Below are 26,370 nucleotides of genomic sequence, written 5' to 3' on the forward strand. Positions count from 1 at the left end.
AGAGACCGGCGGCAGCGGCGGAATTGCCGGCGTCCGGGATTTCGTCGGCCGCAATGGGCCGCGCTCACGCCGAGAACGCTAGGGATCGGGCCAGTGCCTGATCATCACCGCGCGGAGGACATTCCCGGGTAGCTCGCACGGGGGACGAGTCCCCCGTGCGGGGTTCCGGGCGGTCTCTGATGGGGCTCAGCCGCCGGTCCAGGACTTCAGCTTCTCGGGATTGCGCACCGCCCAGATGTGCGTGATCCGGCCGTCCGTGATCTCGAACGCGTAGACCGTCGAGGTGACGCCCTCGTACTGGGCGACCAGGCCGGGCTGGCCGTTGACGGTGCGTTCCAGGAGCCGCGTCAGGCCCCGGGCCCGGACGGCGAGGTCGGCGCAGTAGCGGGCGATCTGCTCGCCGCCGACGATCGGGTGCAGCGTGGCGCTGACCAGGCCGCCGCCGTCGACGGTCAGGGTCGCGCCGGGGTCGAGGAGGCCGACGAGCGCGCCGACGTCGCCGGCCTCCAGCGCCTCCTTGAAGTTCCGGACGACCCCGGCCTGCCGGGCCGGCGGGACCGCGGGCGGGGCCGCGTCGCGGATGCGGCGGCGGGCCGAGGACGCGAGCTGCCGGCACGCCGCCGGGGTGCGTCCGGTGATCTCGGCGATCTCGGCGAACGGGTAGCGGAACACGTCGTGCAGGACGAGCGCGACGCGCTCGGCCGGCGTCATCGACTCGAGCACGACGAGGAAGGCCATGCTGACCGACTCGTCCAGGGTGATCCGGTCCGCGGGGTCGGCCGGTGCGGCGCCGAGACGCCCGTTGGCCCACTGCCCGGGCTCGGGCACCGGCTCGGGGATCCACTCGCCCACATAGCGTTCCCGCCGCGCGCGCGCCGAGCCGAGCAGGTCCAGGCAGATGCGGCCCGCGACCTTCGACAGCCAGGCGCCCGGGGACTCGATGGCGTCCTGCTGCGCCCGCGACATCGCGTACCAGCGGGCGTAGGTCTCCTGCACGACGTCCTCGGCGTCCGCCAGGGAGCCGAGAAGCCGGTAGGCGAGGTTGATCAGCCGGCGCCGCTCGCTCACGATCGCGCCCAGTTCGGCGTCGGACCGGTCGTGCCCCGAATGGTCGGTCATGGTTCCCCCAGGCTCGCTGCGTCGGATCCGCCTTCACCCTTCCGACGAGATACCGCGCCGGATTGTGAGGTGCCGCCACCGGCCACCCTCCCGGTCCTCCTCCCGGCCGCCCTCCCCGGCCGCCCTCCCCGGCCGTCCTTCCGGCGGGCCGCCCTGACATTCCGGCGGGCCGTCTCGTCGGACCACTGACACGGCCCCGCGGCGCCCGCCGCGGACGGCCCGGCCCGTCCGACACGACAAGGAGATCATCGTGGCAGCACCCAGCACATCCCCGGCGGCCGGCCCGGCCGGCGCGGCCGCCCCCGACCCGAGACGGTGGCTGGTCCTCGCCGTCATCGCCGTCGCCCAGCTCATGGTCGTCCTCGACCTGACCGTGATGAACCTCGCGCTGCCGTCCGCGCAGCGCGCCCTGCACTTCTCGGCCGCCGACCGGCAGTGGGTCGTGACCGCGTACGCGCTGTCGTTCGGCAGCCTGCTGCTGTTCTGCGGCCGGCTCGCCGACCTCATCGGCCGCAAGGCGACCTTCCTCACCGGCCTCATCGGCTTCGCGGCCGCGTCCGCCGCCGGCGGCGCCGCGACCGGCTTCCCCATGCTCGTGACGGCGCGCGCCTGCCAGGGCGTCTTCGGCGCGCTGCTCGCACCGTCCGCCCTGTCGCTGCTCGCCACGACGTTCAAGGACCCGAAGGAGCGGGCCAAGGCGTTCGGCGTCTACGGCATGGTCGCCGCCGCGGGCGGCGGCCTGGGGCTGCTGCTCGGCGGCGCGCTGACGTCCTCGCTGTCCTGGCGCTGGTGCATGTACGTCAACGTGATCTTCGCGGCGGTCGCGATCATCGGCGGCGCGCTCCTCGTGCCCCGGCAGGCGAGGGCGGTGGGCGGCCGGCTCGACGTCCCGGGCGTCGTGGCGGTCTCCGGCGGGATGTTCTGCCTGGTCTACGGCTTCTCCAACGCCGCGTCGCACAGCTGGGGCACGCCCTCGGCCTGGGGCTTCCTCGCGGCCGGCGGCGCGCTCCTGGCCGTCTTCGCCGCCTGGCAGTCCCGGACCGCGCACCCGCTGCTGCCGCCCCGCATCGTCCTCGACCGCAACCGCGCCGGCGCCTACCTCACCATCCTGATCAGCGGCGCCGGCACCTTCGGCGTCTTCCTGTTCCTCGTCTACTACATGCAGGTGACGCTGGGGTACTCGGCCGTCAGGTCGGGCGTCGCCATGCTGCCGATGGTGCTGTTCAGCGGGACGACGGCCACGCTCGGCAACACCAGGCTGCTGCCGCGGTTCGGCCCGAGGCCGATGGTCGTCGCCGGCATGCTGCTCAACACGGCCGGCATGGTCTGGCTGACGAGGATCGATGTGCACTCGGGTTACGCGTCCGCCCTGCTCGGCCCGCTCGTGGTGACCGGCGCGGGCATGGGCCTCATCTTCGGGATGGCGGCCGCCACCGGCACCTTCGGTGTGGCCCCGCAGGACGCGGGGGTCGCGTCGGCGAGCATCAACACCGGGCAGCAGCTCGGCGGCTCGATCGGCACGGCGCTGCTCAACACCATCGCCGCGGGCGCCACCAGCGGCTACCTGTCCGACCACCTGCACGGACGTCCGACGCCGCAGCTGCTGCAGCTGGCCGCCGTGCACGGTTACACGACGGTGTTCTGGTGGTGCGCCGGCATCTTCGCCGCAGGCGCCGTGATCTGCGGCGCCCTGCTCCGCAGCGGCCCCCTGGCCCGTTCCGAGACCGTCTCCGAGCCCGCGGCGACACGCGCTGACGAGCCGTCCACCGTGTGAAGCGGGTCAGCCGGGACGGCGCACCGTCGTCGTGTCGGCCGTCAGCGGGGATCCGTTCGCCGCCGCCGGGAGGAGTTCCGGCACCGGGGCGCCCTCGTCGTCGACCAGGACGGAGCGCGGTTCGTCCTGGTCGAAGGCGTGGCGCTCGCCCCACTGGCGGAGCGTGACGATGACCGGGAAGAGGTCCTTGCCGGCGTCGGTGAGCGTGTACAGCCTGCGCCTGCCGGACGGGGCGTCGACCTGGGCGAGCAGCCCGCGCGCGGTGAGCTTGCGAAGCCGGTCGGTGAGGATGTTGCGGGCGATGCCGGTGCGCTGCTGGAAGTCGGTGAACGAGCGGGCGCCGTCCATCGCGTCGCGGACGATCAGCAGGCTCCAGCGGTCGCCGACCAGGTCGACGGTGCGCGCGACCGGGCAGCTCGGGTCCGTCCACGCCGGGTCCGGCCCGCCGGTGTCGTCGCCCGCCATCACGCCTCCCATGAGTTGCGGATTGAAACCATTCTGGCCTAGCCTCCGATCAGTTGCAAAATGAAACTGATCGGAGGCGGGCCTGTGGACCGGTGGACGAGGCTGCTCCTGGCGGTGGTGTGCGGCGTCGCGGTGGGGAGCGTCTACGCCGGGCAGCCGGTGCTCGGGCCGATGGGGCACGACCTCGGCGTCCCCGTCGGCTCGCTCGGCTGGTTCGTGGCCGCCGCCCAGCTCGGCTACCTCGCGGGACTGGTGCTGCTGGTGCCGCTGGGCGACATGCTCGACCGCAGGCGCCTGATCGCCGCGCACCTCGCCCTGGTGGCGGCGGGAACCGGCCTCACCGCGGCAGCCCCGGGCCCGTGGACGGCCTTCGCCGGGCTGGCCGTGGCGGGCGCGTTCGCGGTCGTGGTGCAGACCACCGTCGCGTACACCGCCTCGGTCTCCCCGCCGTCCGAACGCGGCCGCAACCTCGGCGCCGTCACCTCGGGCGTGGTGATCGGCATCCTCGGCGCGCGCGTCGCCGCGGGCGTCCTCGCCGACCTGTGGGGATGGCGCGGCATCTACCTGACGCTGGCGGCCCTCGCCGCCGTCCTCGCGCCGCTCACCCTCGTCCTTCTGCCCGCGGACGACCGGCCGTCCACAGCCCGGTACGGGCAGGTCGTCCGCTCCTTCGGCGCGCTGTTCACCCAGCCGATGTTCCTCAGCCGGGGCCTGATCGCGTTCTTCCTGTTCGCCTCGTTCGGCACCCTGTGGAGCGGCATGGCGCTGCCGCTGGCGCGCGCACCGTGGCACCTCGACGAGACGCAGATCGGGCTCTTCGGCATCGCCGGGCTCGCCGGCGCCCTCGGCGCCGCCCGCTCCGGACGCTGGGGCGACGCCGGGCACGCGCGCCGCGTCACCGGCCTCGCCCTCGTGCTCCTGCTCGTCTCATGGGCCGGGATCGGCCAGCTCCCGTGGTCACTGCCGCTGCTGACGCTCGGCGTGGTCCTGCTCGACTTCGCCGTCCAGGCGGTGCACGTCAGCAACCAGCACACGCTTACGACCGCCTACCCCGACCGCACCAGCACCGCCATCGGCGCCTACATGGTCTTCTACTCGCTCGGTTCCGCCCTGGGCGCCGCCGCGACCACCGCCCTATTCGACGCCGCCGGATGGCTCGGCCCGACCGTCCTAGGCGCGACCCTAACCCTCTGCGCCCTAACCACCTGGTCCATCACCCCCACCCCGCCCACACTCCCGGAACGGCGTACCGCCCCTACGCAGCGCGACCTTCGATGGCACCGAGGAAAAGGCCCCAAACTCACGATCCACGCCGAGGGGCCCGTCGAGGTTGATCTCGAACGGAACCGGCGGGACGGGCAGATCATCTGACTCTCGTCGTTGGTCAATGGAGGGTGAGGAGATGCGTTGATGAACAAGCCGGGTACCCCAGAGGACCTGCCGAGCCCCCGTGAACTGCTCGTGCGCGCCGCGACGATGGCGGCGGTCGAGGCCGCGGTGCCGCACGAGTCGTACTCGGCGTTCTTCACGGTGAACGATGACGGTGTCGGGCACCAGGACGGCGGCGGCAACGACTGGGCCTTGGAACCGCTGGAGGGCGGACGGGCCGTCCTGTACGGGTGCGATCACGAGATGAGCTGGACCCGGTTCCACGAACCGCCCCTCGACCTGCTGGCCGGGGCGCCCGGCTGGCTCCCGCTGGAAATGCTCGCCGACATGCAGGCGGCCAAGGAACTGGGGTTCGTGTACTGGTACGACGGCACGTGGCATCGGGTCGAGTATCCGGACGACCTCCGCGACGACGGCCTCGCGTCCACGGTGGGCGGTACCGCCGACCTGGCACAGCTCCTCGATCACGTGGCCAATGACGTCATCGGCGCCAGGTGGGGCGGTGACGAGGTCGAGGAGGACGACGGGCTGATGGCGGCGCTGGAGGAGACGGTGCGAGCGGCGCGGGAAGGCGCCCTGGAGGAGACGCTGCGGCAGGCACGCGAGGGCGCGCTGTCGGCGGAGAGCTTCGCGTGGCTGAGCAACGGCTGGGAGCCGGACCTCTCCGCCGCCCTCGCCACCGCCCGCCACGCCGGCCTGACTCCGAACACCCCGCAGCCCTAGCCCTCTGGCAGCGGCTCCCGGCTTAACACCGAAGCGACACCTTCAGGCGCCAAGCTGCGCGCCCGGCATTCTCAGCACAACCCCAGGACGGCACTGGTCCAGCCGAGGGCCTGAGGAGTATGCCAGTGGGGCCGACCGACAAGGCCCTGACCGGCAAGATGGCGCCCCTCCGGAAATGCCTCTCGCTGCTTCCGGTCGACCTCCAACACGCGTTCGATCAGCAACCGGGCCTGCTCGCGCTCTCCGCGCAGGACCAGGTACTCGACGAGGTCGGGGGCAAAGTCGAAGGGCCCCAAGAGCGCTTCGGGCACGATGGCCGCAAGCTGCCGAGGGTCTCTTGTGCTCGCGAACCAGGGAAGAACGATCTGCCTGATTTGGTCGCACAGTACCCTCAGGTGGGCTGCACGGGTCTCCGGGCGGGTCAGCCCAACCGTGTTGCGGAATCCGACTCGCACCAGGTCATGGCAACTGGTGGCGCACAAGACATCCAGCGCACCGTCCGGGCGGATCACCGTCAGAAGGTGGTTGGCCGCGCGCCAGTCCCCCAGGTCGGGTTCGTCGACATGCAGTTGCGCCACCGCGAACCGAACGAACGAGCCGGACCTGTTGTGACGGCTTGGCTCCAGCGTCATCCGTTCGACGCGTCCACCCTGGCCCCGTCTCTCGAAGCAGCGCCGGGACTTGATCCATCGAAACCCGTCCGACCTGAACTCCTCGGCCATGCACGACGCCGCCGCCTGAAGAACATCTGCCGGTCGATGGGCGCCTACCAGCGGGCCTACCAGGTCCTCGCCCCACGTGATCAGGTCCACGCCCAGATCATGCCGGAAGATCCCCCCAACCTGGCCGTCAGCCATGCGGCTCGAATACGACACAGCCTGATACGACAGGGCCCCGGTCGAGGTCGGCGACGTTCGGCGTAGAAGTCAGCGTGACGTTGTCACCTGGGCCCCTTGTTCGCCTCCACCCGCCGGGCCTCGTCGAACCAGGTGCCGTGGTACGAACTCGTCGACGAGTCGCGCTTCCTCGTGGTCGAGGCCCTAGATGACCTTGCAGGCGATGGGGAAGATCGAGGCCAGCCCGACGTTGGAGATCGAACGGTCCAGCTCGACGCGCAGAACGGGCCCTGTCCTGCCCGGTCGGTGTTGCCCCGGCTGGAGCGCCTGACCTGCTGCGCAGTCGTTAGGCGGCGTAGGTATCGAGTATCTCGCGCACCTCGGGGACGTCTCGGTACGGCTCCAGCTTGGCGAGGACGACGCGGCCACGCCGAGCCGTCCGGTCGCTCGGGAAGTCGGCTGCGAGGTCGAGCATGTGTCGCGCGATCTTGGCACCCTCTTCAGGCTCGTTGGCATCCACCAGGGCGACGGCGAGCCATGAGAGGTAGAGGGCGAGTTCCCGCGTGTGCGTGGAGTCGTACCGGCTGAGGACTTCTCGCAGGAGCGGGACGGCTCGTAGCGGTCGCCGGAGTTCGGTGTAGACACGGGCGTCCATCACGTCGAGTTCTTCGGGCGAGACCCAGTAAGCCCAGTCGGGTGCCTCCTGCGAGTCCTCGTCGGCCATGGCCTCGTGGGCTTCCGCGAGTGCGCGCATCGCCAGCTGCGGGTTGCCCGCCTTGGTCTGCGCCCATGCGACCCGGTCAAGGTAGAGCGCGCGGGCTTTAGCCGGTGCTTCTTGCCCAGCCTCCTCCAGTGCGGCGCGGGCGAGACTCAGCCCGTCGTCCTCATGGCCGGTATTGGAGAGCTGGTAGGCCAAACTCCCCGCGAGGTTGCCGACGAGCGCCAGGTCTCCGGCTTCCCTGGCTGCCGAGACGCCGAGTCGGTAGGCGCGTGCCGCTTGGTCGTGCTCGCCCGCATCGCTGGCGATCCATCCGGCGATCTGGGCGATCTCGCCGATGCTGCTGAGAAGCGAGCGGCCGGTCTCCTCGGAATGCGTCGTCTCCCGGTAGAGCCGGACGGCTGCGTCCAGCTCTCGGAATGCGGGCGCGAGTAGATCACTGCTGGCGACGACGTCGTCTGCAAGCCGGAGTCCGTGGGCGCGATCGGCGAGCGCGACCGCCGTGGAAGCTCCAACCCGGCGGCCTGTGCTGCTGGCCATTGGTCCAAGCTCGACGTCTTCGGGCAGGAAGTAGGCGAGTGCTTCGGCCGGGCTGGGCGTCCCGGTGCCGATGTCCTCCCCGCGGGCGTGGGCTGCTGCCCGTTCAAGCGTCTGCAACGGGACGTCCAGCGCTACAGCGAGGGCGGGAAGCCACACGGCGGGGATTCGCTCGCCTCGCTCCCAGCGGCTGATCTCGTGGCGTGTTACGGACGCCGTTCCCGAGATGCGGCACAACGCCTCGGCGAGCTGCCGCTGGCTCTTGCGTGCGTCCCGCCGCAAGCCCGCGAGATACAGCCCGAACCGCTGACGTCTTTCGTTGATCACGCCGGCCCCTCCCTCACTCCTCAGTCTGGCCCCTCCGTGGCCCCCTGGAAGGCGCCTCTGCGGAGACAGCCTGAAAGACAGGCTCAAGCTCATGGAAGAGGCGGCAGGTGACAACGGTCAATCCCCGTCCTCCGCCTCGAAGAGAGGACGGCTCCCCATGGCAACAGAAGCTTCGGAGTTGACGGAGGCGCGGCGGCTGCGGGTTTGGGCGTTGGCGCAGGCGCTCAAGTCGCATGGGTATGCGGTGGAGATGGCGGAGTCCGAGCCGCTGCTCGCTGTTCCGGCCGCGTTCGGTTCGCCGGTGCTGCTGCGGTGTGACCGGCGAGCGGTCTGCGGTGGGGAACTGTGGTTCAGCTTCCCGGGCGGTGCCGCTGTCGCTCCGGCCGACGACGCACACTTGCATGACGTCGTCGTCGCCGTGAAGGGCAAGCTCGCCGCGCAGGCCGATGGGTAGGCGCCCCGGGGCCGAGGCCGTCATCTGGTACGGGCACGCTACCGGGGCATGGTGGGCGCTGGTTCCGGGGCCTGGCGGCGCACGGCTGGTAGAGGCGGCCAACCCTCGTGAGCTTCGCGAAGCGATCGAGCATCCTGCGGCCTGGCCGTGGCCACAACGCAAGTTCCTGCCCACTCCCCATGCTCGTGACGACATGAGAGCCGCGGCTTCCCCTTCGCGCTGACAGGGCTGGGGCCGAGCGAACCGGTGCCGGTAGATGAGCAGGATGTTCTCCCCCCGCCGAGCGCGAGCGCACGGCTCCGCCCACGAGGGGAAAGGCTCGGCGGGGACTTTCGGATGTTGTGACGTGCCGGGTGGTGGCACGGGGTTCGAGTGCCAGGGGAGTGTCGAACGATCGAGAGGCCGGTTCCGAAATATTCGGAACCGGCCTCTGACCTGCGCTTTTGTTGTGGGCCTAGGTGGACTTGAACCACCGGCCTCATCCTTATCAGGGATGCGCTCTAACCGACTGAGCTATAGGCCCGTACTGCCGCCGCCTTGCGGCGCACCCAGAGATTACCCCATGTGGAAGGGCAACCGGAAATCGATTGCCGGGCGGCGGCGGGATCGCGCTACTCGGCCTCCTTGAGGGTGACCTCGACGCCGCCGACGAGGTCGGCCGCCAGGTTGTAGATGACGGACCCGACCGTGGACAGGGCCGTGATCAGCAGGACGTTCAGGGCGCCGACGAGGACGGTGTAGCCGAACACGCGGGCGAAGGAGAACCAGTTGCCGGCGTCGACGCCGCCGGTGGTCTCGCCCTGCTGCTTGGTGAGGCTGTTCACGGTGTCGCTGATGGCGTCGAAGACGCCGAGGCCGGACAGGATCACGTACAGCACGATCACGGCGACCAGCAGCACGACGAAGCAGACCAGCGACATCACGAAGCTGAACTTCATCACCGACCACGGCTCCAGCCGGGCCAGCTGCAGCTGGGCCTTGCGCGCCGGCTTCGCCTGCGCGGGGGACTTGGAGTTCACCGGGGCGACGGCGGAGGACGGGCGGTCCTTCAGGACGGTCCCGGCGAAACCGGAGCTCGTCCGGCTCCCCGAGCCGCCGCCCGACGCGGCGGCGGCGGAAGCGGGAGACGGGGACGGGCCGGGCGCCGGCGGCTTCTCCGTCCGGCCCGTGGAGACGGAGCCGGACGGTTCGGCGGGCTTGGTCCACGGCTTCGCGGCGCCCTTCGCGGGCTTGGCCGGCTCCGCGGTGTCCCGGACCGGCGCGATCTCCGGCGTGTCGGACTTCTCCGGCTCGTCCTTCAGGTGGGCGAGGTCGACCCGGGTCTCGTCCGGACCGGAGGAGGCGGGCGCGGAGCTCGAGGCGCTGTCCGGGGCGTCGGAGTCGATCTCGACGGTGGTCTCGTCCCGGGCCGGCTTCGCGGACGCGGCGGCGACGGTCTTGCCGCCGGGCTTGTCCCCGGACGTCCCGGACGCGGCCGGGCGGCCGGCGGGCTTGCCGGCCGTGCCCTTGCCGCTGCGGCCCCCGCCGGGCCCGCCCTTGCTCTTGCCGGGCTCCGTGCTCACGTGTCCTCCTGGCCTAGCGGCTCGGTGAGGCGAACGGATGCGTCACTCACCATCGCCCCCCTCGGCGTCGACTGAGTCCTCAATCGTGGACTCTACGTTCCTCGCGATGGCGACCACGCTGTCCCCCTCCGCGAGGTTCATCAGGCGGACGCCCATGGTCTGCCTGCCGGACTGCTTGATCTCCGCGGCGCTGGTGCGGATGACGCCCCCGTTCGACGTCATGCCGAACACCTCGTAGTCCGGGCGGACCATGAGAGCCCCTACCAACCTGCCGCGAGATTCCACGATCTTAGCGGTGAGAACACCCTTACCCCCCCGTCCTTGGACCGGGTACTGGTCGACGGGCGTCCGCTTGGCGTAGCCGCCCTCGGTCGCGACCAGGACGTCGTGGTCGGAGTCCTTCACGACCAGCATGTTCAGGACTTCCTGGTCCTCCTCGAAGCGCATCCCGATCACGCCGGAGGTGGCGCGGCCCATCGGCCGCAGCGACTCGTCGTCGGCGTGGAACCGGATCGCCTGCGCGCCGGTGGACACCATCAGCAGGTCGTTGTCGGCGGACACGAGCCGCGCGGCGATCACCTCGTCGTCGTCGACCAGGTTGATCGCGATGATGCCGCCGGTGCGGGGCGAGTCGAAGTCGCTCAGCGCGGTCTTCTTGACCCGGCCCCGCTTCGTCGCGAGGACGAGGTACGGCGCGACCTCGTAGTCGCGGAGGTCCATCACCTGGGCGATGTGCTCGTCCGGCTGGAACGCGAGGAGGTTCGCGACGTGCTGGCCGCGCGAGTCGCGGCCGGCGTCCGGCAGCTCGTACGCCTTCGCCCGGTACACCCGGCCCTTGTTCGTGAAGAACAGGATCCAGTGGTGCGTCGTGGTGACGAAGAACTGGTCGACGATGTCGTCCTGCTTCAGCTGCGCGCCGCGGATGCCCTTGCCGCCGCGCCGCTGCGCCCGGTACAGGTCCGTCTTGGTGCGCTTGGCGTAGCCGCCACGAGTGATGGTGACGACGACGTCCTCTTCGGCGATGAGGTCCTCGTACGACACGTCCCCGTCGAACGGGATGATCTCGGTGCGGCGGTCGTCGCCGAACTTCTCGACGATCGGGGCCAGCTCGTCGCCGACGATCTGGCGCTGCCGCTCCGGCGAGGCGAGGATCTCGTTGTAGTCGGCGATCTCCGCCATCAGCTTGTCGTACTCGTCGGTGATCTGCTGGCGCTCCAGGGCGGCGAGCTTGCGCAGCTGCATGTCCAGGATCGCCTGCGCCTGGATCTCGTCGATCTCCAGCAGGTTCATCAGGCCCTGCTGCGCCTCCGACGCGGACGGCGACCGCCGGATCAGCGCGATGACCTCGTCGATCCGGTCGAGCGCCTTCAGCAGCGCGCGCAGGATGTGGGCGCGCTCCTCGGCCTTGCGGAGCAGGAACCGGGTGCGGCGGACGATGACGTCGATCTGGTGCGCCACCCAGTGCCGGACGAACTGGTCGATGCGCAGCGTGCGCGGCACGCCGTCGACCAGCGCGAGCATGTTCGCGCCGAACGTCTCCTGCAGCTGGGTGTGCTTGTACAGGTTGTTCAGGACGACCTTGGCGACCGCGTCCCGCTTGAGGACGATCACCAGGCGCTGGCCGGTGCGGCCGGACGTCTCGTCGCGGACGTCGGCGATGCCGTCGAGCTTGCCGTCCTTGACCGACTCGGCGATCTTCAGCGCGAGGTTGTCCGGGTTGACCTGGTAGGGGAGTTCCGTGACGACCAGGCAGGTGCGGCCCTGGATCTCCTCGACCTCGACGACGGCGCGCATCGTGATCGAGCCGCGGCCGGTGCGGTAGGCCTCCTCGATCCCCTTGCGGCCGACGATCAGGCCGGCGGTCGGGAAGTCGGGGCCCTTGATCCGCTCGATCAGCGCCTCGAGCAGCTCGTCGTCGGACGCGCCGTAGTTCTCCAGGTACCAGCGGACGCCGTCGGCGACCTCGCGCAGGTTGTGCGGCGGGATGTTGGTGGCCATCCCGACCGCGATGCCGGCGGACCCGTTGACCAGCAGGTTCGGGTACCGCGACGGCAGGACGTCCGGCTCCTGGGAGCGGCCGTCGTAGTTCGGGGAGAAGTCGACGGTCTCCTTGTCGATGTCGCGCAGCAGCTCCATCGCCAGCGGCGCCATGCGGCACTCGGTGTACCGCATCGCCGCCGCGGGGTCGTTGCCGCGGGACCCGAAGTTGCCGTTGCCGTCGACCAGCGGGTACCGCATCGACCACGGCTGCGCCAGCCGGACCAGCGCGTCGTAGATCGCCGAGTCGCCGTGGGGGTGGTAGTTCCCCATGACGTCGCCGACGACGCGGGCGCACTTGAAGTAGCCGCGGTCGGGCCGGTAGCCGCCGTCGTACATCGCGTACAGGACGCGGCGGTGGACCGGCTTGAGCCCGTCGCGGACCTCGGGCAGCGCGCGCGCGACGATGACCGACATCGCGTAGTCGAGGTAGCTCTTCTGCATCTCGACCTGGATGTCGACCGGTTCGATCCGCTCGCCCGGGTGTCCACCCTCTGTGGTCACGTCCGTCACTCTCAAGACCTCTTCTGCTAAGTGGGAAGGAAGTACGACGCCCGATGGGAGCCCCGCCGCCGGTCAGGGTCGGCGGGGGCGCGCGCACCTAGATGTCGAGGAAGCGCACGTCCTTGGCGTTGCGCTGGATGAACTCCCGGCGGGGTTCGACCTCCTCGCCCATGAGCACGCTGAACAGCTCGTCGGCCTGCGCGGCGTCGTCGAGCTGCACCTGCAGCAGGACCCGGTTGTCGGGGTCCATCGTGGTGTCCCACAGCTCGTTGGCGTTCATCTCGCCGAGGCCCTTGAAGCGCTGCACCTGGTCGCGGGGGCGCGGGTCGCGCCGCCCGGCCGCGATCCCGGCCTCGATGATCGCGTCGCGCTCGGCGTCGGAGAAGGCGTAGTCGGCCTCGTTGCCGCGCGCGTCCCACTTGATCTTGTACAGCGGGGGCTGCGACAGGTACACGTGCCCGGCCTCGATCAGCGGCTTCATGAACCGGAACAGCAGCGTCATCAGCAGCGTGTTGATGTGGTGGCCGTCAACGTCGGCGTCCGACATCAGGATGATCTTGTGGTACCGCAGCTTGGAGATGTCGAACTCGTCGTGCACCCCGGTGCCGAGCGCGGTGATGATCGCCTGGACCTCGTTGTTCTTGAGGATCTTGTCGATCCGCGCCTTCTCCACGTTCAGGATCTTGCCGCGGATCGGCAGGATGGCCTGGAAGTGCGGGTTGCGGCCGCCCTTCGCCGAGCCGCCCGCCGAGTCGCCCTCGACGATGTACAGCTCGGACTTGGACGGGTCGGTCGACTGGCAGTCCGACAGCTTGCCGGGCAGCGACGTCGACTCCAGCAGGCTCTTGCGCCGGGTCAGATCGCGCGCCTGCCGCGCCGCCACACGCGCGCGCGCGGCCTGCGACGCCTTGTTGATGATCTCCTTGGCCTCGCCCGGGTTCTCCTCGAACCAGTCGCGCAGGTGCTCGTTGCAGGCCCGCTGCACGAACGACTTCGCCTCGGTGTTGCCGAGCTTGGTCTTCGTCTGCCCCTCGAACTGCGGGTCGGCCAGCTTGATCGAGATGATCGCGGTCAGGCCCTCGCGGACGTCCTCACCGGTCAGGTTGTCGTCCTTGTCGCGCAGCAGCCCCTTGTCGCGCGCGTACCGGTTGACGATCGTCGTCAGCGCCGCGCGGAACCCCTCCTCGTGGGTGCCGCCCTCCGCCGTGTTGATCGTGTTCGCGAACGTGTGGACCGACTCGGCGTACGAGGAGTTCCACTGCATGGCGATCTCGACCGACATGCCCTCGGTGTCGTCGCCGAAGTAGATCGTCGACTCGTGGACGGCGTCCTTGCGCGCGTTGATGTAGCGGACGAAGTCCTCGATGCCGCCCTCGTAGTGGTACTTCACCACGTGCGGCTCGCCGTTGGAGTGGTCCGGCCGCTCGTCGCACAGGGTGATCGAAAGGCCGCGGTTCAGGAACGCCATCTCCTGCATGCGGCGCGACAGCGTCTCGAAGTTCCACTCGAGGGTCTCGAAGATGTCGCCGTCGGGCCAGAAGGTGATGCGGGTGCCCGTCTCGGCGGTCTCCTCGCCCTTGCGCAGCTCCGTCTCCGGGCCCTGCCAGGTGTAGGACTGCCGCCACACGTGGCCGTCCACCTTGACCTCGGCCTCCAGCCGGGTCGACAGCGCGTTCACCACCGCCGAGCCGACCCCGTGCAGGCCGCCGGAGACGGCGTAGGACTTCCCGTCGAACTTGCCCCCGGCGTGCAGCGTCGTCAGCACCAGCTCGATCGCCGGCCGCTTCTCCACCGGGTGCTCGCCGACCGGGATGCCGCGGCCGTTGTCGAGCACGCTGACGCCGCCGTCCGCGAGCAGCGTCACCACGATGTCGTCGGCGTAGCCCGCGAGGGCCTCGTCGACGGCGTTGTCCACGATCTCGTAGACCAGGTGGTGGAGGCCGCGCTCACCGGTCGACCCGATGTACATGCCCGGACGCTTGCGGACCGCTTCCAGGCCTTCAAGGACAGTGATCGAACTAGCGTCGTACGCCAAAGGAGATCCTCCTGCCGGGGATGGTGAGCCGCCCCGCGCCCAGGGGAGCGCGGTGTGCCCCGTAACACACATGAGGGCGCCCTAGTGCTCTGTACGTGTTCGGTAGAGCTCCGGGCACCCCATGGCGGTGCAACATCCTGAACCCGTTTTCATTCTACCGGGTCACACGGCGAAAAGTGGCACTCCCGAGCGCTGTGTGCGCGTGTGGCGGCCGAGCGGGCCTGGAGATGCATCCCCCCATAGCCCTGGGGGGGTTCTCTGGCCTACGGCGCCCTCGTTGCTGAACTCGTCACCGGGCTTCCCGAACAGATGTTCCCACCCGCCACCGACATCCCGTCACGCCGCGCAACCGCCGCCCCGCACCCGCCCGGCGGCCCCGCCGCCTTGTCACTTCGCGACGAGCCGCTCCGCGGCGGCCGGCCCCCAGCGGCCGCTCGCCGCGGCCGTTCGCCGTACCCGGCGGTCACTTCAGCGTACGCGCCAGCCGCCGGTGCGGCGGGGGCCCGACGCCGGCCCGACCACCTTCACCCGGCGGACCGTCCCGTGCCCGAGCTCCTCGTTCAGCCGGCGCACCAGCGTCGACGACAGCAGCCGCAGCTGCGTCGCCCACGTCGTGGAGTCGGCGGCGACCGTCAGCTCCCCGTCCTCGAACCGCTCCGGACGGGTGTGCTCGGCCAGCTCCGGCCCGACGATCCCCGCCCAGTTGCCGAACACGCCGCCGACCGCCGCGCGCTGCTCCCACCCGCGCGTGGCCAGCAGCTCCCGGATCGCCGCGCCGAACGCCTTCGGGTCGCCGCCGCGGCCCGGGTCCCTGGTGCGGACGGGCTTCGCCGCGCCCTTGCGCCTGCCGCCCTGCCCGGGCAGCGTGCCGCGCTTCAGCGCGTCCGCCTTCGCCTGCGCGAGGGCCTCCCGCGCCAGCTCGATCCCCGACTTCGCCGGAGCCTCCGGCCCCCCGCCCGTGCCGGCCGCTCCGCCGTCCACAGCCTGGGGATCACCGGGCCCGTCCACACCCCCGGGTTCCGGAGAATTCACCGGACCGGGGGAGTTGTGCACATCCTGTGGATCAATCGCGCCCGAGCCGGGACGGCCTCCCCCATCTCCCGGCCCCTGGGGATCACTGGTCACCTGCCCGCCCCTTCCCGGTCAGTCCCGGACGACCCGGCCGCCTGCGACGGTATAGGAACCGCCCGTCAGTTCCGCCGGGACGTCCGCCGGCACCGCCGCCGTGATCAGCACCTGCTCGGCGGGCGCGACCATCTCCGCCAGCCGGCTGCGGCGCCCCGTGTCCAGCTCGGCGAACACGTCGTCGAGGATCAGCACCGGGTCGTCGCCGTCCGCGCGCAGCAGGTCGAACGCCGCGAGCCGCAGCCCCAGCGCGAACGACCACGACTCGCCGTGGCTGGCGTAGCCGCGCGCGGGCAGCTCCCCCAGCCGCAGGACGAGCTCGTCGCGGTGCGGCCCGACCAGGCTCACCCCGCGCTCCAGCTCCTGCTTGCGGGCCTCGGCCACGCCGGCGAGCAGCTGCTCGCCCAGCCGTCCACGGTCTGTGGACAACTCCTCCGCGCCCAGCGAGCTCTTGTAGTGCAGATCGGCCGCGCCGCTCGACGGGGCGAGCGCCGCGTACGCGCGCGCGACCAGCGGACGCAGCGCCTCCACCAGCTCGACCCGCCCGGCCAGCAGCTCCGCGCCGGTCCGCGCGAGGTGCGCGTCCCACACGTCCAGCGTCGCGAGCACCTCGGGCCCGGGGGACCGGCGGTGCGCCGCCGCCGACTTCAGCAGCGCGTTGCGCTGCTTGAGGACCCGGTCGTAGTCGGACCGGACCGCCGCGAACCGGGGGGCCCGCGCCGTCAGCAGCTCGTCCATGAACCGGCGGCGCTCCCCCGGATCGCCCTTCACCAGGGCGAGGTCCTCCGGGGCGAACAGCACCGTCCGCAGCATCCCCAGGATCTCCCGCGGCCTGGGGACGGGGGACCGGTTCAGCCGCGCCCGGTTCGCCTTCCCCGGGTTGATCTCGAGCTCGATCAGCGCCTTGCGGTCGTCCTTCACCACCCCCGCGCGGACGATCGCGCGCGGCGCGCCCTGCCGGACGAGCGGCGCGTCCGTCGCGGCGCGGTGGCTGCCGTGCGACGCGACGTACCCGATCGCCTCGACCAGGTTCGTCTTGCCCTGCCCGTTCGGCCCCACGAACGCGGTCACGCCCGGCCCGAGCGCCACCTCCGCGGTGGCGTACGACCGGAAGTCCTGGAGCGAGAGGTGGGCGACGTGCACGGGACACGAGCGTAGAGCCTTTCGCGCGCCGCCCACACACCCGGCGCGTTCTGTGGATAACTCCTCCGGAGGGTCAGACCTTCGGCGGGTTCACGTCGGCGCCGGGGGAGTCGGCGCCCTTCGCGGACTCGATCGCGTGCCCGCCGAACTGGTTCCGCAGCGCCGCGACGACCCGCATCGCGGGGGAGTCGTCCTGCCGGGACGCGAACCGCGCGAACAGCGACGCGCTGATCGCCGGCAGCGGCACCGCGTGCTCCACCGCGGCCTGCACCGTCCAGCGGCCCTCGCCGGAGTCGTTGGCGTAGCCGCGCAGGTCGTCCAGCTCCGGGTCGTCCTTCAGCGCGCGGTTCAGCAGGTCCAGCAGCCAGGACCGGATGACCGTGCCCTCCTGCCAGCTGAGGAACGTCTCCGGCACGCGGGTGACCAGCGGGCTCGCCTCGATCAGCTCGTAGCCCTCGCCGAACGCCTGCATCATCGCGTACTCGATGCCGTTGTGGACCATCTTCACGTAGTGGCCCGCGCCGATCTTCCCGGAGTGCACGAAGCCGTACTCGCCCTCCGGCTTGAGCGTCTCGAAGATCGGCATCATCCGCTTCACGTTGTCGTCGTCGCCGCCGACCATGAGCGCGTAGCCGTTCTGCAGGCCCCACACGCCGCCGCTGACACCGCAGTCGAGGAACCCGATGCCCTTCGCCGCCAGCTCCTCGCCGTGCTTCTGGTCGTCCACATAGTGTGAATTACCGCCGTCCACGACGAGGTCGCCCGGCGACAGCAGCTCCCCCAGCCTGTTGACGGTGTCCTGCGTCGGGCCGCCCGCGGGCACCATCACCCACACGGCGCGCGGCGGGGAGAGCCGCTCGACCAGCTCCTCGACCGAGCCGACGTCGCTGATGTCGGGGTTGCGGTCGTAGCCGACGATCGTGTGACCGCCGCGCCGCAGCCGCTCGGCCATGTTCGCGCCCATCTTGCCCAGGCCGATGATGCCCAGCTCCATGCTCACTTCTCCCCTGTGCGTAGCTGCCCGTGCCCCGTCCGCGGGGGCGGCTCCCCCGCGGACCGGTCGTCTCCCCCAGGTATGCCCCAGGACCGGTCTTTACCCAGACAACCGCACCGGCATGATCAGATAACGGTAGTTCGGGTTTTCACCGTCCTGCGGCGGCTTGCCGGTCAGCACCGCCGGCTTCGTCGGCGTCGTGAACGACAGCCGCGCGACGTCCGAGCCGATCGCGGAGAGCCCGTCGAGCAGGAACCCGGGGTTGAAGGCGATGTCGATGTCCTCGCCCTCCAGCGTCGCCTCCAGGGCCTCCACGGCCTGCGCCTCGTCGCCCGTCCCCGCCTCCAGGACGACCTCGCCCTGGCTGAACGACAGCCGCACCGGGGTGTTGCGCTCGGCGACCAGCGACACGCGCTTCACCGCCTCGATGAACTGCGCCGTCTGCACCTCCGCCAGGCCCGCGTACTCGCTCGGCAGCAGCGACCGGTACTTGACGAAGTCCCCGTCCAGCAGCCGCGACGTGGTGCGCCGCCCGCCGCCCTCGAAGCCGATCATGCCCTCGCCGGTGCCGCCCGTCCCGGCCAGCGCCATCGACACCTCGGCGCCCGCCGTCAGCGACTTGGCGGTGTCGGCGAGCGTCTTCGCCGGGACGAGCGCCACCGCGGAGAAGTCCGGCCGCTCCGGCTTCCAGTGCAGCTCCCGGACGGCCAGCCGGTACCGGTCGGTCGACGCGAGCGTGACCGTCTCGCCCTCGATCTCCACCCGCACGCCGGTGAGCATCGGGATCGTGTCGTCCTTGCCCGCCGCGATCGCGACCTGCGCGACGGCCGCCGCGAACTCGTCGCTGCCCACCGCGCCCGCCGCCGGCGGCATCTCCGGCAGCGACGGGTAGTCCTCCACAGGCATGGTGAGGAGGGTGAACTTCGCGCTCCCGCAGCGCAGCATCACCTTCGCGCCGTCGGTCGTCACCTCCACAGGGTGGGGAGGGAGGCTGCGCGAGATCTCGGCGAGCAGCCGCCCGGACACCAGCGCCGTCCCCGCCTCCTCCACGTCGATCTCCGTGGAGACCTGCGCGGAGACCTCGTAGTCGAACGCCGACAGCTTCAGGCGGTCGTCGTTGCCTTCGCCTCCGGCGACGATGTGCATGCCCGCGAGCACCGGCACCGGGGGCCGGACCGGCAGCGTGCGCGCCGTCCAGGCCACGGCGTCGGCCAGGGCGTCTCTGTCGATGCGGAACTTCAAGGGGACCCGCCTCCTGCAGGTGTCGGACAAGGGTGAGGTGGTCCGGCCTCGGCTCGGGCGCTCGGGGCGCGTTGTCCCCAGGCCCTAGCTTGAGTCGGATCTTTTCTTGGGTAGAGAACTAGTGCAGTACCAGTAATAGGGGCCGTGGATAGTGTGGACAGACCGTGTTCTCGCAGGTGAGGCCGCGAATCTCTGTCCACGGGGGCTGTGCATCGGCGGTGGACGCCGCGGGCCGCGCTGGGGACGGCGAATCCGTCCCCACACGTCATCCTCACGTCATCCCCCGGTTGTCCACGAGTTTTCCGCAGGTTCTCCCTGGCCGGCGCGGCGGCCGGCCGTCGTGGCGGGAACCGGCCGGGTCCGTCCCCAGGACGTCCCCAAGGCGTCCCCAGCTTGTCCACGGGTTCGTCCCCATGATGCCGGGTGGCCGTCCTCAGGGCTTCCACAATCGGTCCACGAGTCGTCCCCATGTTGTCCGCAGGTTTTCCCCGGCCTTCCCGCCGGGATCCCCAGGGTTATCCCCAGGCTGTGCGTGTCGATCTTGGTTTCGGCCGCCGTCCGGCGCGCTTCGATCGGGCGTTCGAACAGGCCTGTGCACGGTACTCGTCCACAGCCCGGGACGGCCCGGCGGGGCCCGTCCCCAGGCTTTTGCTCAGCGCTTCCGAGCCTGGTGCTTGATCCGCCCGGTCAGCTCGGTGACCTGGTTGTAGATCGCGCGGCGCTCCGCCATCAGCGACCGGATCTTCCGCTCGGCGTGCATCACCGTGGTGTGGTCGCGGCCCCCGAACTGCTGGCCGATCTTCGGCAGCGACAGGTCCGTCAGCTCCCGGCACAGGTACATCGCGATCTGCCGGGCCGTCACCAGCATCCGGGACCGCGACGGCCCGCACAGGTCCTCGATCGTGGTGCCGAAGTACTCCACCGTCTGCGCCATGATCATCGCGGCGGTGATCTCCGGGCCGGAGTCATTGGGGATCAGGTCCTTCAGGACGATCTCCGCCAGCTTCATGTCGACCGACTGCCGGTTCAGGCTCGCGAACGCCGTCACCCGGATCAGCGCGCCCTCCAGCTCCCGGATGTTCGTCGCGATCTGCGAGGCGATGAACTCCAGCACGTCCGGCGGCGCGGCGAGGCCCTCCTGGCGGGCCTTCTTCTGCAGGATCGCGATCCGGGTCTCCAGCTCGGGCGGCTGGACGTCGGTCGTCAGGCCCCACTCGAACCGGTTGCGCAGCCGGTCCTCCAGCGTGACCAGCTCCTTCGGCGGCCGGTCGCTGGAGATCACGATCTGCTTGCTGGCGTTGTGGAGCGTGTTGAAGGTGTGGAAGAACTCCTCCTGCGTCTGCTCCTTGCCCTCCAGGAACTGGATGTCGTCGACGAGGAGGATGTCCACGTCCCGGTAGCGGCGGCGGAACCCGTCCGCCTTGCCGTCCCGGATCGAGTTGATGAAGTCGTTCGTGAACTCCTCGGAGCTGACGTACCGGACCCGCGCGCCGTTGAACAGGCTCTGCGCGTAGTGGCCGATCGCGTGCAGCAGGTGCGTCTTGCCGAGGCCCGAGTCGCCGTAGATGAACAGCGGGTTGTACGCCTTGGCGGGCTGCTCGGCGACGGCGACGGCCGCCGCGTGCGCGAACCGGTTCGAGGAGCCGATGACGAACGTCTCGAACGTGTACTTCGGGTTCAGGCGGGCGTGCTCGGACGCACCGGCACCGCCCTGGCCTCCGCCGCCCTCACCGCGCGCGCCCCCGGGGGCACCCGAGCCGGCGGGGCTTCCGGGACCTCCGGGTCCGCCTGGACCGCCCGGGCCTGGGCCTGGGCCGGGGCCTCCGGGGCCGGACGGGCCGCCGGGTGCCGGGACCGGTCCACGCGAGTCGGACGCCTCGTCGTCGCGGAAACCGCCTTCACCCCGGTACGGCGGCTCCTCACCCCTATAGGTCTCTTCTCCCCGGTACTGCTCGGACGCCGGATACTGCTCCGGCCCCGTGTACGACTGCTCCGCGCCAGGGAACTCCGTCTTGTACGACTCCTCGTCGCGCCCTAGCGAAGCCTCACCCGGACCGTGCTGCGACTCCCGCCCGAGCGGTTCGCCGCGCCCCCCCGGACGAAGCGGGCCGAGCGTCCGATCGTTGAGATGCGAAGGCGCATGGGGGGGCCTTCCAGGAGGCTCGCCCCCGTAGCCCTCCGAACCGCCGAACCCCTCCTGCGGACGACCGCGCCCCGGAAAGCCCGGGACGTTCCCCCGGTCGTACGAGGACGGCCCCCGCCCGCCCGGCCCGGCGCCGTACGCCGGCGGACGCGGCGCCGGCGGGAACGGCGCGCCGTGGTCGTTGTCACGCTGCGGCCATCCACGATCATCGTCGTCCTGTGGATATCCACCGGGAAGGCCGGGCCTGTGGGTAACTTCGGACGGCGCGCGGTACCCCGGGTCGCCGTACGGCTGCTCCGGGTACGAACGGTCGCCGTAATCCTGACGCTCCGAGTAAGGAGAGTCCCCGTACTGCTGCTGATCCGCGAAGGGCCGGTCGCGGTCACGGTCGCGCTCGCGGTCATCGAGGGGCCGTTCGCCATAAGAAGAAGGCGCGGACTCGTGCGGGCCCCCGCCCGGCACCGGCGCCGGCAGCGGCTCGCCCGACCCGGCGCGGGAACCGCCGCCCGGACCCGGCCCGGGTACCGCGGGCGGCTCCGGCTGGACCGTCACCGCGACGCGGATCTCCCTGCCCAGCTCATGGGAGAGCGCCTGCGTGATGAGGTTGCGCAGCCGGGTCTCCAGCGCGTCCTTGGCGAACTCGTTCGGCGCCGCGAGCAGCGCCGTCCCCTCCACCAGGGCCAGCGGGCGGACCATCGGCAGCCATGCGCGGTAGCTCGGGGACAGATCGCTCTCAGACAGCGCGGTGAGGGTCCGGGCCCAGACCGATCCGAGATCCTGACCGTCCATGCGCAAGGTCCCCTCCCCACAACTCCGGTCAACGGAGTACCTGACCGCCCGGCTCTCCCACGGGTCACGACCCGCCTCAGGGGGCTCGGCCGCGACGCGGAAGCCTTACTCTCTCACGAGTTGTCCACAGAGTTGTCCACATGCTGTGCATAGGCATGAGGGACCCTGTGCAAAACTCCGCCGCGAGGTTCGGCGAAGGCGGGAACGGGAGGTCTCCGGCCACCTCGGCGGCCGGTGCGCGTGCGGTTGTCCAACGGGGGTTCGGCGGGCGGAACACCGACCGCGATCCCAGATCGTCACAGGAATGTCGGCGTGCCCGGAAGGACGACCTTAACCCCTGCCGATCGCCCCCGCAACACGAAGCCGCCCCCGACCACGGCCGCCACCCGACCCCCGCCCGACCGCAGCCCGACCGCAGCCCGACCGCAGCCCGACCGCAGCCCGACCGCCGCCCGACCGCAGCCCGACCGCCGCGCGGGACGGCCGCGGACGGGCCCGGACGCGCGGGCTTCGCCGCTGGGAGCGGTGATCCGTTTGACCCGGCGGCCGGGTAGCCCGTAACGTGCTGAGGTCGAGTCGCATCGACGGAGGTGACGCGTGCCCGCCGGTCGTCCGTCCGGACGGCACGGGTGGGCCCCCGCTGCGGGGGACCGAACGCGGGCCCTCGATGCGAGCTATCGCGCCTTTCTAGTCGAACCGACCGCAGCACTGGAGCCTCAAAGTGAGCAAGCGTACATTCCAGCCGAACAACCGCCGCCGCCACAAGAAGCACGGCTTCCGGCTGCGGATGCGCACGCGCGCCGGGCGCGCCATCCTCTCCTCGCGGCGCGGCAAGGGCCGCGCCCGCGTCGCGGTCTGACCGACCCCTCTCATGCTGCCGTCCGGGCACCGGATGCGGCGGCGGGACGACTTCTCGTTGGCCGTCCGGCGCGGGCGACGCGCCGGACGGCCTAACGTCGTCGTCCACCTGCTCCGCAGGGAAGGGGACGCGGACGCCGCCGGCCCGGCGCTGGTCGGGTTCATCGTCGCGCGCAACGTCGGCAACGCCGTCACCCGCAACGCGGTGCGGCGCCGGCTCCGGCACCTCACGCGCGGGCACGTGGACCGGCTTCCACCGGGTAGCCTGCTCGTAGTGCGCGCCAACCCCCGCGCGGGCGAGGCGCGCCCAGACGAGCTGGCCGCGGATCTGGAGTCGGCGCTCGACCGGCTGCTGCGGCCCGCGTCCAAGGGGCGGAGATGAGGAACCGGCACGGGGAACCGTTCACCGACCAGCGCCCGGCGACCACCCCTGGTCCGGTCGCCGCGGTGTTGATCCTTCTCGTCCGCGCCTACCGCCGCTTCTTGAGTCCCCTGCTCGGGCAGCAGTGCCGCTTCACCCCGTCCTGCAGCACCTATGGCCTCAAGGCCCTCCAGGTGCACGGGGCGGCGCGCGGCACATGGCTGACGGTCCGCCGGATCGCGCGGTGCCACCCGTTCCACCCCGGCGGCTACGACCCGGTGCCGCCGAAGAAGACGCCGAACGCGAAGGCGAAGGCGGCTTCTTCGAACTCCGGCCGCAAGGAGAGCGGCCCCGCCCTAGCAGAGCCCAAGGAGCTGCCCGGTGCTTGACTGGCTATACCAGATCGTCTCTCAGCTCATCGTGTGGATTCACGCGGGGCTGAGTGTCGTCTTCCCCAAGGACAGCGGATGGGCGTGGGGCGGCTCGATCATCCTGCTGACCGTCATGCTGCGGCTCATCCTCGTCCCGCTGTTCGTGAAGCAGATCCACGCCTCACGGAAGATGCAGGAGCTGAACCCGAAGGTTCAGGCGCTGCGCAAGAAGTACAAGAACGACAAGCAGCGCCTCAACCAGGAGGTCATGAAGCTCTACCAGGAGAACGGCGCGAACCCGCTGTCGGGCTGCCTTCCCCTGGTCGTGCAGATGCCGGTCTTCATCGGCCTGTTCCAGACCCTCAAGCGGATCTCGGACGCCAAGCCGGGGCACGGCGTGTTCGCGATGTCGGCGGACCTGGTGCAGAGCGCCCAGCACGCCAACATCTTCGGCGCGCACATCCCCGACACCTTCCTGAACGCGTGGAGCGACAAGACCTGGAGCGCGATCGTCGTCACCGGCATCGCCGTGGTGATCAGCTCCTGCACGACGTTCTTCACCGTCCGGGCCAGCATGAAGCGCCAGCCCGCCGCGGCGGCCGACGCCAACCCGATGATGCAGGCGCAGAAGATGATGGTCTTCCTCGCGCCGCTGTTCGGCCTGTTCGGCCTCGGCTTCCCGCTGGGCGTCCTCATGTACTGGGTGACGTCGAACAGCTGGACGCTCGCGCAGCAGCACTACATCTACAAGCGGTTCCCTCCGCCCGGTGAGAAGGCGGACGACACCGCCACCGCGAAGACCACGGCGGGCGGCAAGACCGCCGGCACCAAGGCGGGCACGAAGACCGCGGGCTCGAAGGCCGCGGGTTCGAAGAGCGCCGGGAGCAAGGCCGCCGCCGGGAAGAACGGCCAGGCGCCGTCCGGGATCCGGGCCAAGCTCAAGAAGGAGCCGGAGCCCGCGCCCGAGCCGGAGGACACCAAGCCGAAGGTCGTCCGCAACCAGCCGACCCGCAAGTCGCGCAGCAAGCGCAGCGGCAGCCAGAAGCGCTAGTTTGGACCCCTGTCCTCGCCGAAGAAGGAGACCCCGTTGAGCCAGACCGACACCACCGAGGTCGACGTCCAGGCCCTCGAGCAGGAAGGCGAGATCGCCGCCGACTACATCGAGGGCCTGCTGGACATCGGTGACTACGACGGCGACATCGACATGGACGTCGAGGGCGAGCGCGCCATCGTCGCGGTGGTCGGCGGATCGCTGGACGAGCTGGTCGGCAAGCGCGGCGAGGTCCTGGAGGCACTGCAGGAGCTGACCCGGCTGGCCGTGCACCGGCAGACCGGCAACCGCACCCGGCTGATGCTCGACATCGGCGGCTACCGCGAGCGCCGCCGCGCCGAGCTGACCAAGCTCGGCACCGACGTCGCCGACGAGGTGAAGCAGAGCGGCGAGTCCAAGCCGCTCGCGCCGATGACCCCGTTCGAGCGCAAGATCGTCCACGACGCGGTGGCGGCGGCCGGCCTGCGCAGCGAGTCCGAGGGCGAGGAGCCCGACCGCTACGTGGTCGTCCACCCGTCCTGACGTTCCTCCGCCCGGCGGGACGCAGTTTCCCGGCGGGACGCGGTTTCCCCGACCGACAGCCAGTCCACCGAACGGCCCCGGCAGCACCTGACCGCCGGGGCCGTTCGCATGCCCGGCCCCTGGCGCGGGGCAGGGCGCGGGGCAGGGCGCGGGGCAGGGTGGTTCCTCTGCGAGTTCGCTGCCTAAAAGAGAGGCCCCTCCCGCCCGGGGGCGGACCCGCTACCTCCATGGTCAAGGCTCGCCACCCTCCAGAGAACCAGAACATCGTTCTGTGGATAACTCGCGCTGCGAGCGCGGTTCCTCCCCAGGGTTTCCCCTGCCTGGGAGGCTCCTCTGAGAGCGGTGGACGGTGGCTCATCGCCGCAGGCTGAGGCGGTTTGGCGGGGTGCTCGGCTAGATCCGGCGCTGCTCGGCTGACGGTGGGGCCCTGTGGATAAAGCGGGTGGTTATCCACAGTCGGGGAAACCGGGTGCGTGTGGACGGGGCGGGGCCCCGCGCCCTGACCGGCGCGGGGCCCCTGGGGACCCGGCGTGCACCGCCGCCCAAAGCACACCGGGTTGGTCTATCGGCCGGACGAGTCCGAGGCGGTGACCGCGGCGGCGCCGCCGAACGAGAACGCGATCAGCGACGTCCGCGCGGTGTCCGTCCATACACGCTCCGCTCGCGGGGCGCGGGATCATGGAGCGGGTCGACGGGATCGGAATCGACGGCCGGGTTGTTCTCCTCGGCCGGGTCCTGGGCCCGCGAGGGGTCCTGCGCGAACGCGGGGTCCTGGGCCACGTGCCCGTGCGGCGCCACCCCTTCGTCCGCAGGGTGCTCGACGACGCGTTCGACCCGCTCGGCCGGACGTCCCGCCGGGGGCGGGTCCTCGATGATGTGCTCCTCACGGACCACGGTGCCCGGCTCGTCCCCGTATGCGGGGTCTGCTCCGACCACCCGGCCGGCCTGGCGCCGTGGACGGGTGTATTTGAGGGTGAAGGCCATGCTCACGGCCCCGACCACGATCAGGATCCAGCCGACGAGATGAATGTCGACGCCGGCGAGATCCACGCGGAGGGCGAACGCGAGGATCGCTCCGATGGCGATGAACGCGAGACTGACTCCGATTCCCATGTCTCGGAGCTCCTTCCAAGGGGGGCGACACCGTCCCTCTACCCGGCGGTCGCCGAATATGCGGCAGGACATGTGGTTCTTGCCATATCGCAAGGAGCGGCCCCTCCCCGGCGGGCTCCACCCCCAAAAGCGTCATGCGGTCGCCTCCGCGGACGTTGCGTGTGTACGCCGCCACGCC

Annotated in this window: 22 protein-coding genes and 1 tRNA gene; 9 read left to right on the forward strand and 14 right to left on the reverse strand. The window is 70.9% G+C overall.

Translation table 11 applies throughout. The features are described from left to right. Window positions 1-186 precede the first annotated feature (186 nt). Window positions 187-1,119 carry an RNA polymerase sigma factor SigJ gene (gene sigJ / locus AB0C78_RS24290; RefSeq protein ID WP_360751600.1) on the reverse strand — a complete coding sequence of 311 codons (933 nt, stop codon included), beginning with the start codon at window positions 1,117-1,119 and terminating at the stop codon, window positions 187-189. 250 nt (window positions 1,120-1,369) lie between these two features. On the opposite strand from sigJ, the gene AB0C78_RS24295 reads away from it, so the two are divergent. Further along, window positions 1,370-2,893, forward strand: a complete 1,524-nt coding sequence (locus AB0C78_RS24295) for an MFS transporter (protein WP_360751603.1) — start codon at window positions 1,370-1,372, stop codon at window positions 2,891-2,893. A 6-nt stretch (window positions 2,894-2,899) separates the two neighbouring features. On the opposite strand, the gene AB0C78_RS24300 is transcribed toward AB0C78_RS24295, so the two are convergent. After that, window positions 2,900-3,358 carry a helix-turn-helix domain-containing protein gene (locus AB0C78_RS24300; RefSeq protein WP_360751606.1) on the reverse strand — a complete coding sequence of 153 codons (459 nt, stop codon included), beginning with the start codon at window positions 3,356-3,358 and terminating at the stop codon, window positions 2,900-2,902. A 60-nt stretch (window positions 3,359-3,418) separates the two neighbouring features. On the opposite strand from AB0C78_RS24300, the gene AB0C78_RS24305 reads away from it, so the two are divergent. After that, a complete protein-coding gene (locus AB0C78_RS24305; protein WP_360751608.1) occupies window positions 3,419-4,729 on the forward strand; it encodes an MFS transporter in 1,311 nt (436 codons plus the stop codon). A gap of 39 nt (window positions 4,730-4,768) precedes the next feature. Continuing rightward, complete coding sequence (locus AB0C78_RS24310) at window positions 4,769-5,470, forward strand: hypothetical protein (RefSeq protein WP_360751611.1); 702 nt, start codon at window positions 4,769-4,771, stop codon at window positions 5,468-5,470. Between the two features lie 71 nt (window positions 5,471-5,541). On the opposite strand, the gene AB0C78_RS24315 is transcribed toward AB0C78_RS24310, so the two are convergent. Beyond that, on the reverse strand, window positions 5,542-6,282 hold the full coding sequence (locus AB0C78_RS24315) for a hypothetical protein (protein ID WP_360751614.1): 741 nt from the start codon (window positions 6,280-6,282) through the stop codon (window positions 5,542-5,544). 370 nt (window positions 6,283-6,652) lie between these two features. Beyond that, on the reverse strand, window positions 6,653-7,888 hold the full coding sequence (locus AB0C78_RS24320) for a helix-turn-helix transcriptional regulator (protein ID WP_360751617.1): 1,236 nt from the start codon (window positions 7,886-7,888) through the stop codon (window positions 6,653-6,655). Window positions 7,889-8,045: 157 nt separating this feature from the next. Between AB0C78_RS24320 and AB0C78_RS24325 the strand changes: the two genes are divergently transcribed. Further along, window positions 8,046-8,342, forward strand: a complete 297-nt coding sequence (locus tag AB0C78_RS24325) for a hypothetical protein (RefSeq protein WP_360751620.1) — start codon at window positions 8,046-8,048, stop codon at window positions 8,340-8,342. Between the two features lie 449 nt (window positions 8,343-8,791). On the opposite strand, the gene AB0C78_RS24330 is transcribed toward AB0C78_RS24325, so the two are convergent. The 9 genes from AB0C78_RS24330 to dnaA form a co-directional block, all read right to left on the reverse strand. Beyond that, a tRNA-Ile gene (locus AB0C78_RS24330) sits at window positions 8,792-8,865 on the reverse strand. Between the two features lie 88 nt (window positions 8,866-8,953). Then, entirely contained in the window at window positions 8,954-9,904 is a 951-nt protein-coding gene (locus tag AB0C78_RS24335) for a DUF3566 domain-containing protein (RefSeq protein WP_360751622.1), read from the reverse strand. Between the two features lie 42 nt (window positions 9,905-9,946). Beyond that, on the reverse strand, window positions 9,947-12,454 hold the full coding sequence (gyrA, locus tag AB0C78_RS24340) for a DNA gyrase subunit A (RefSeq protein ID WP_360751625.1): 2,508 nt from the start codon (window positions 12,452-12,454) through the stop codon (window positions 9,947-9,949). 88 nt (window positions 12,455-12,542) lie between these two features. Further along, window positions 12,543-14,480, reverse strand: coding sequence for a DNA topoisomerase (ATP-hydrolyzing) subunit B (gyrB, locus tag AB0C78_RS24345; RefSeq protein WP_151542852.1), 1,938 nt, complete (start codon window positions 14,478-14,480; stop codon window positions 12,543-12,545). A gap of 468 nt (window positions 14,481-14,948) precedes the next feature. Next, complete coding sequence (locus tag AB0C78_RS24350; RefSeq protein ID WP_360751628.1) at window positions 14,949-15,461, reverse strand: DciA family protein; 513 nt, start codon at window positions 15,459-15,461, stop codon at window positions 14,949-14,951. Window positions 15,462-15,623: 162 nt separating this feature from the next. Next, window positions 15,624-16,748, reverse strand: a complete 1,125-nt coding sequence (recF, locus tag AB0C78_RS24355) for a DNA replication/repair protein RecF (protein ID WP_151542854.1) — start codon at window positions 16,746-16,748, stop codon at window positions 15,624-15,626. A gap of 73 nt (window positions 16,749-16,821) precedes the next feature. Then, complete coding sequence (gnd, locus tag AB0C78_RS24360; protein WP_151542856.1) at window positions 16,822-17,742, reverse strand: phosphogluconate dehydrogenase (NAD(+)-dependent, decarboxylating); 921 nt, start codon at window positions 17,740-17,742, stop codon at window positions 16,822-16,824. Between the two features lie 99 nt (window positions 17,743-17,841). Further along, window positions 17,842-18,984 (reverse strand): DNA polymerase III subunit beta, encoded by a 1,143-nt coding sequence (dnaN, locus tag AB0C78_RS24365; RefSeq protein ID WP_360751632.1) that lies wholly within the window; start codon window positions 18,982-18,984, stop codon window positions 17,842-17,844. A 652-nt stretch (window positions 18,985-19,636) separates the two neighbouring features. Then, window positions 19,637-21,916 carry a chromosomal replication initiator protein DnaA gene (dnaA, locus tag AB0C78_RS24370; protein ID WP_360751633.1) on the reverse strand — a complete coding sequence of 760 codons (2,280 nt, stop codon included), beginning with the start codon at window positions 21,914-21,916 and terminating at the stop codon, window positions 19,637-19,639. 721 nt (window positions 21,917-22,637) lie between these two features. Here dnaA and rpmH point away from each other — a divergent pair. Genes rpmH through AB0C78_RS24395 form a run of 5 tightly spaced genes read left to right on the forward strand, consistent with a single transcriptional unit; the run spans window position 22,638 to window position 25,079 of the window. Continuing rightward, window positions 22,638-22,775 carry a 50S ribosomal protein L34 gene (rpmH, locus tag AB0C78_RS24375; protein ID WP_151542862.1) on the forward strand — a complete coding sequence of 46 codons (138 nt, stop codon included), beginning with the start codon at window positions 22,638-22,640 and terminating at the stop codon, window positions 22,773-22,775. A gap of 12 nt (window positions 22,776-22,787) precedes the next feature. Continuing rightward, complete coding sequence (gene rnpA / locus AB0C78_RS24380; RefSeq protein ID WP_360751635.1) at window positions 22,788-23,156, forward strand: ribonuclease P protein component; 369 nt, start codon at window positions 22,788-22,790, stop codon at window positions 23,154-23,156. Continuing rightward, window positions 23,153-23,524, forward strand: coding sequence for a membrane protein insertion efficiency factor YidD (gene yidD / locus AB0C78_RS24385; RefSeq protein ID WP_360751638.1), 372 nt, complete (start codon window positions 23,153-23,155; stop codon window positions 23,522-23,524). Before rnpA ends, yidD begins: the two co-directional genes overlap by 4 nt. After that, entirely contained in the window at window positions 23,517-24,557 is a 1,041-nt protein-coding gene (gene yidC, locus AB0C78_RS24390; protein WP_360751640.1) for a membrane protein insertase YidC, read from the forward strand. Before yidD ends, yidC begins: the two co-directional genes overlap by 8 nt. A 36-nt stretch (window positions 24,558-24,593) precedes the next feature. Beyond that, a complete protein-coding gene (locus tag AB0C78_RS24395) occupies window positions 24,594-25,079 on the forward strand; it encodes a R3H domain-containing nucleic acid-binding protein (RefSeq protein WP_151542869.1) in 486 nt (161 codons plus the stop codon). A gap of 621 nt (window positions 25,080-25,700) precedes the next feature. Here AB0C78_RS24395 and AB0C78_RS24400 read toward each other — a convergent pair. Beyond that, window positions 25,701-26,192 (reverse strand): DUF6458 family protein, encoded by a 492-nt coding sequence (locus AB0C78_RS24400; protein WP_360751643.1) that lies wholly within the window; start codon window positions 26,190-26,192, stop codon window positions 25,701-25,703. Window positions 26,193-26,370 lie beyond the last annotated feature (178 nt).

Source organism: Actinomadura sp. NPDC048394 (assembly GCF_040651755.1).
GTDB lineage: Bacteria > Actinomycetota > Actinomycetes > Streptosporangiales > Streptosporangiaceae > Spirillospora > Spirillospora montaniterrae.

What these genes read in the sequence shown, in the direction of transcription:
- rnpA (WP_360751635.1), top strand. Translation starts at nt 22,788, where the DNA reads ATGCTGCCGTCCGGGCACCGGATGCGGCGGCGGGACGACTTCTCGTTG.
- AB0C78_RS24300 (WP_360751606.1), bottom strand. Translation starts at nt 3,358, where the DNA reads ATGGCGGGCGACGACACCGGCGGGCCGGACCCGGCGTGGACGGACCCG.
- AB0C78_RS24310 (WP_360751611.1), top strand. Translation starts at nt 4,769, where the DNA reads ATGAACAAGCCGGGTACCCCAGAGGACCTGCCGAGCCCCCGTGAACTG.
- AB0C78_RS24305 (WP_360751608.1), top strand. Translation starts at nt 3,419, where the DNA reads ATGAAACTGATCGGAGGCGGGCCTGTGGACCGGTGGACGAGGCTGCTC.
- yidD (WP_360751638.1), top strand. Translation starts at nt 23,153, where the DNA reads ATGAGGAACCGGCACGGGGAACCGTTCACCGACCAGCGCCCGGCGACC.
- AB0C78_RS24400 (WP_360751643.1), bottom strand. Translation starts at nt 26,192, where the DNA reads ATGGGAATCGGAGTCAGTCTCGCGTTCATCGCCATCGGAGCGATCCTC.
- sigJ (WP_360751600.1), bottom strand. Translation starts at nt 1,119, where the DNA reads ATGACCGACCATTCGGGGCACGACCGGTCCGACGCCGAACTGGGCGCG.
- dnaA (WP_360751633.1), bottom strand. Translation starts at nt 21,916, where the DNA reads ATGGACGGTCAGGATCTCGGATCGGTCTGGGCCCGGACCCTCACCGCG.
- AB0C78_RS24325 (WP_360751620.1), top strand. Translation starts at nt 8,046, where the DNA reads ATGGCAACAGAAGCTTCGGAGTTGACGGAGGCGCGGCGGCTGCGGGTT.
- gnd (WP_151542856.1), bottom strand. Translation starts at nt 17,742, where the DNA reads ATGGAGCTGGGCATCATCGGCCTGGGCAAGATGGGCGCGAACATGGCC.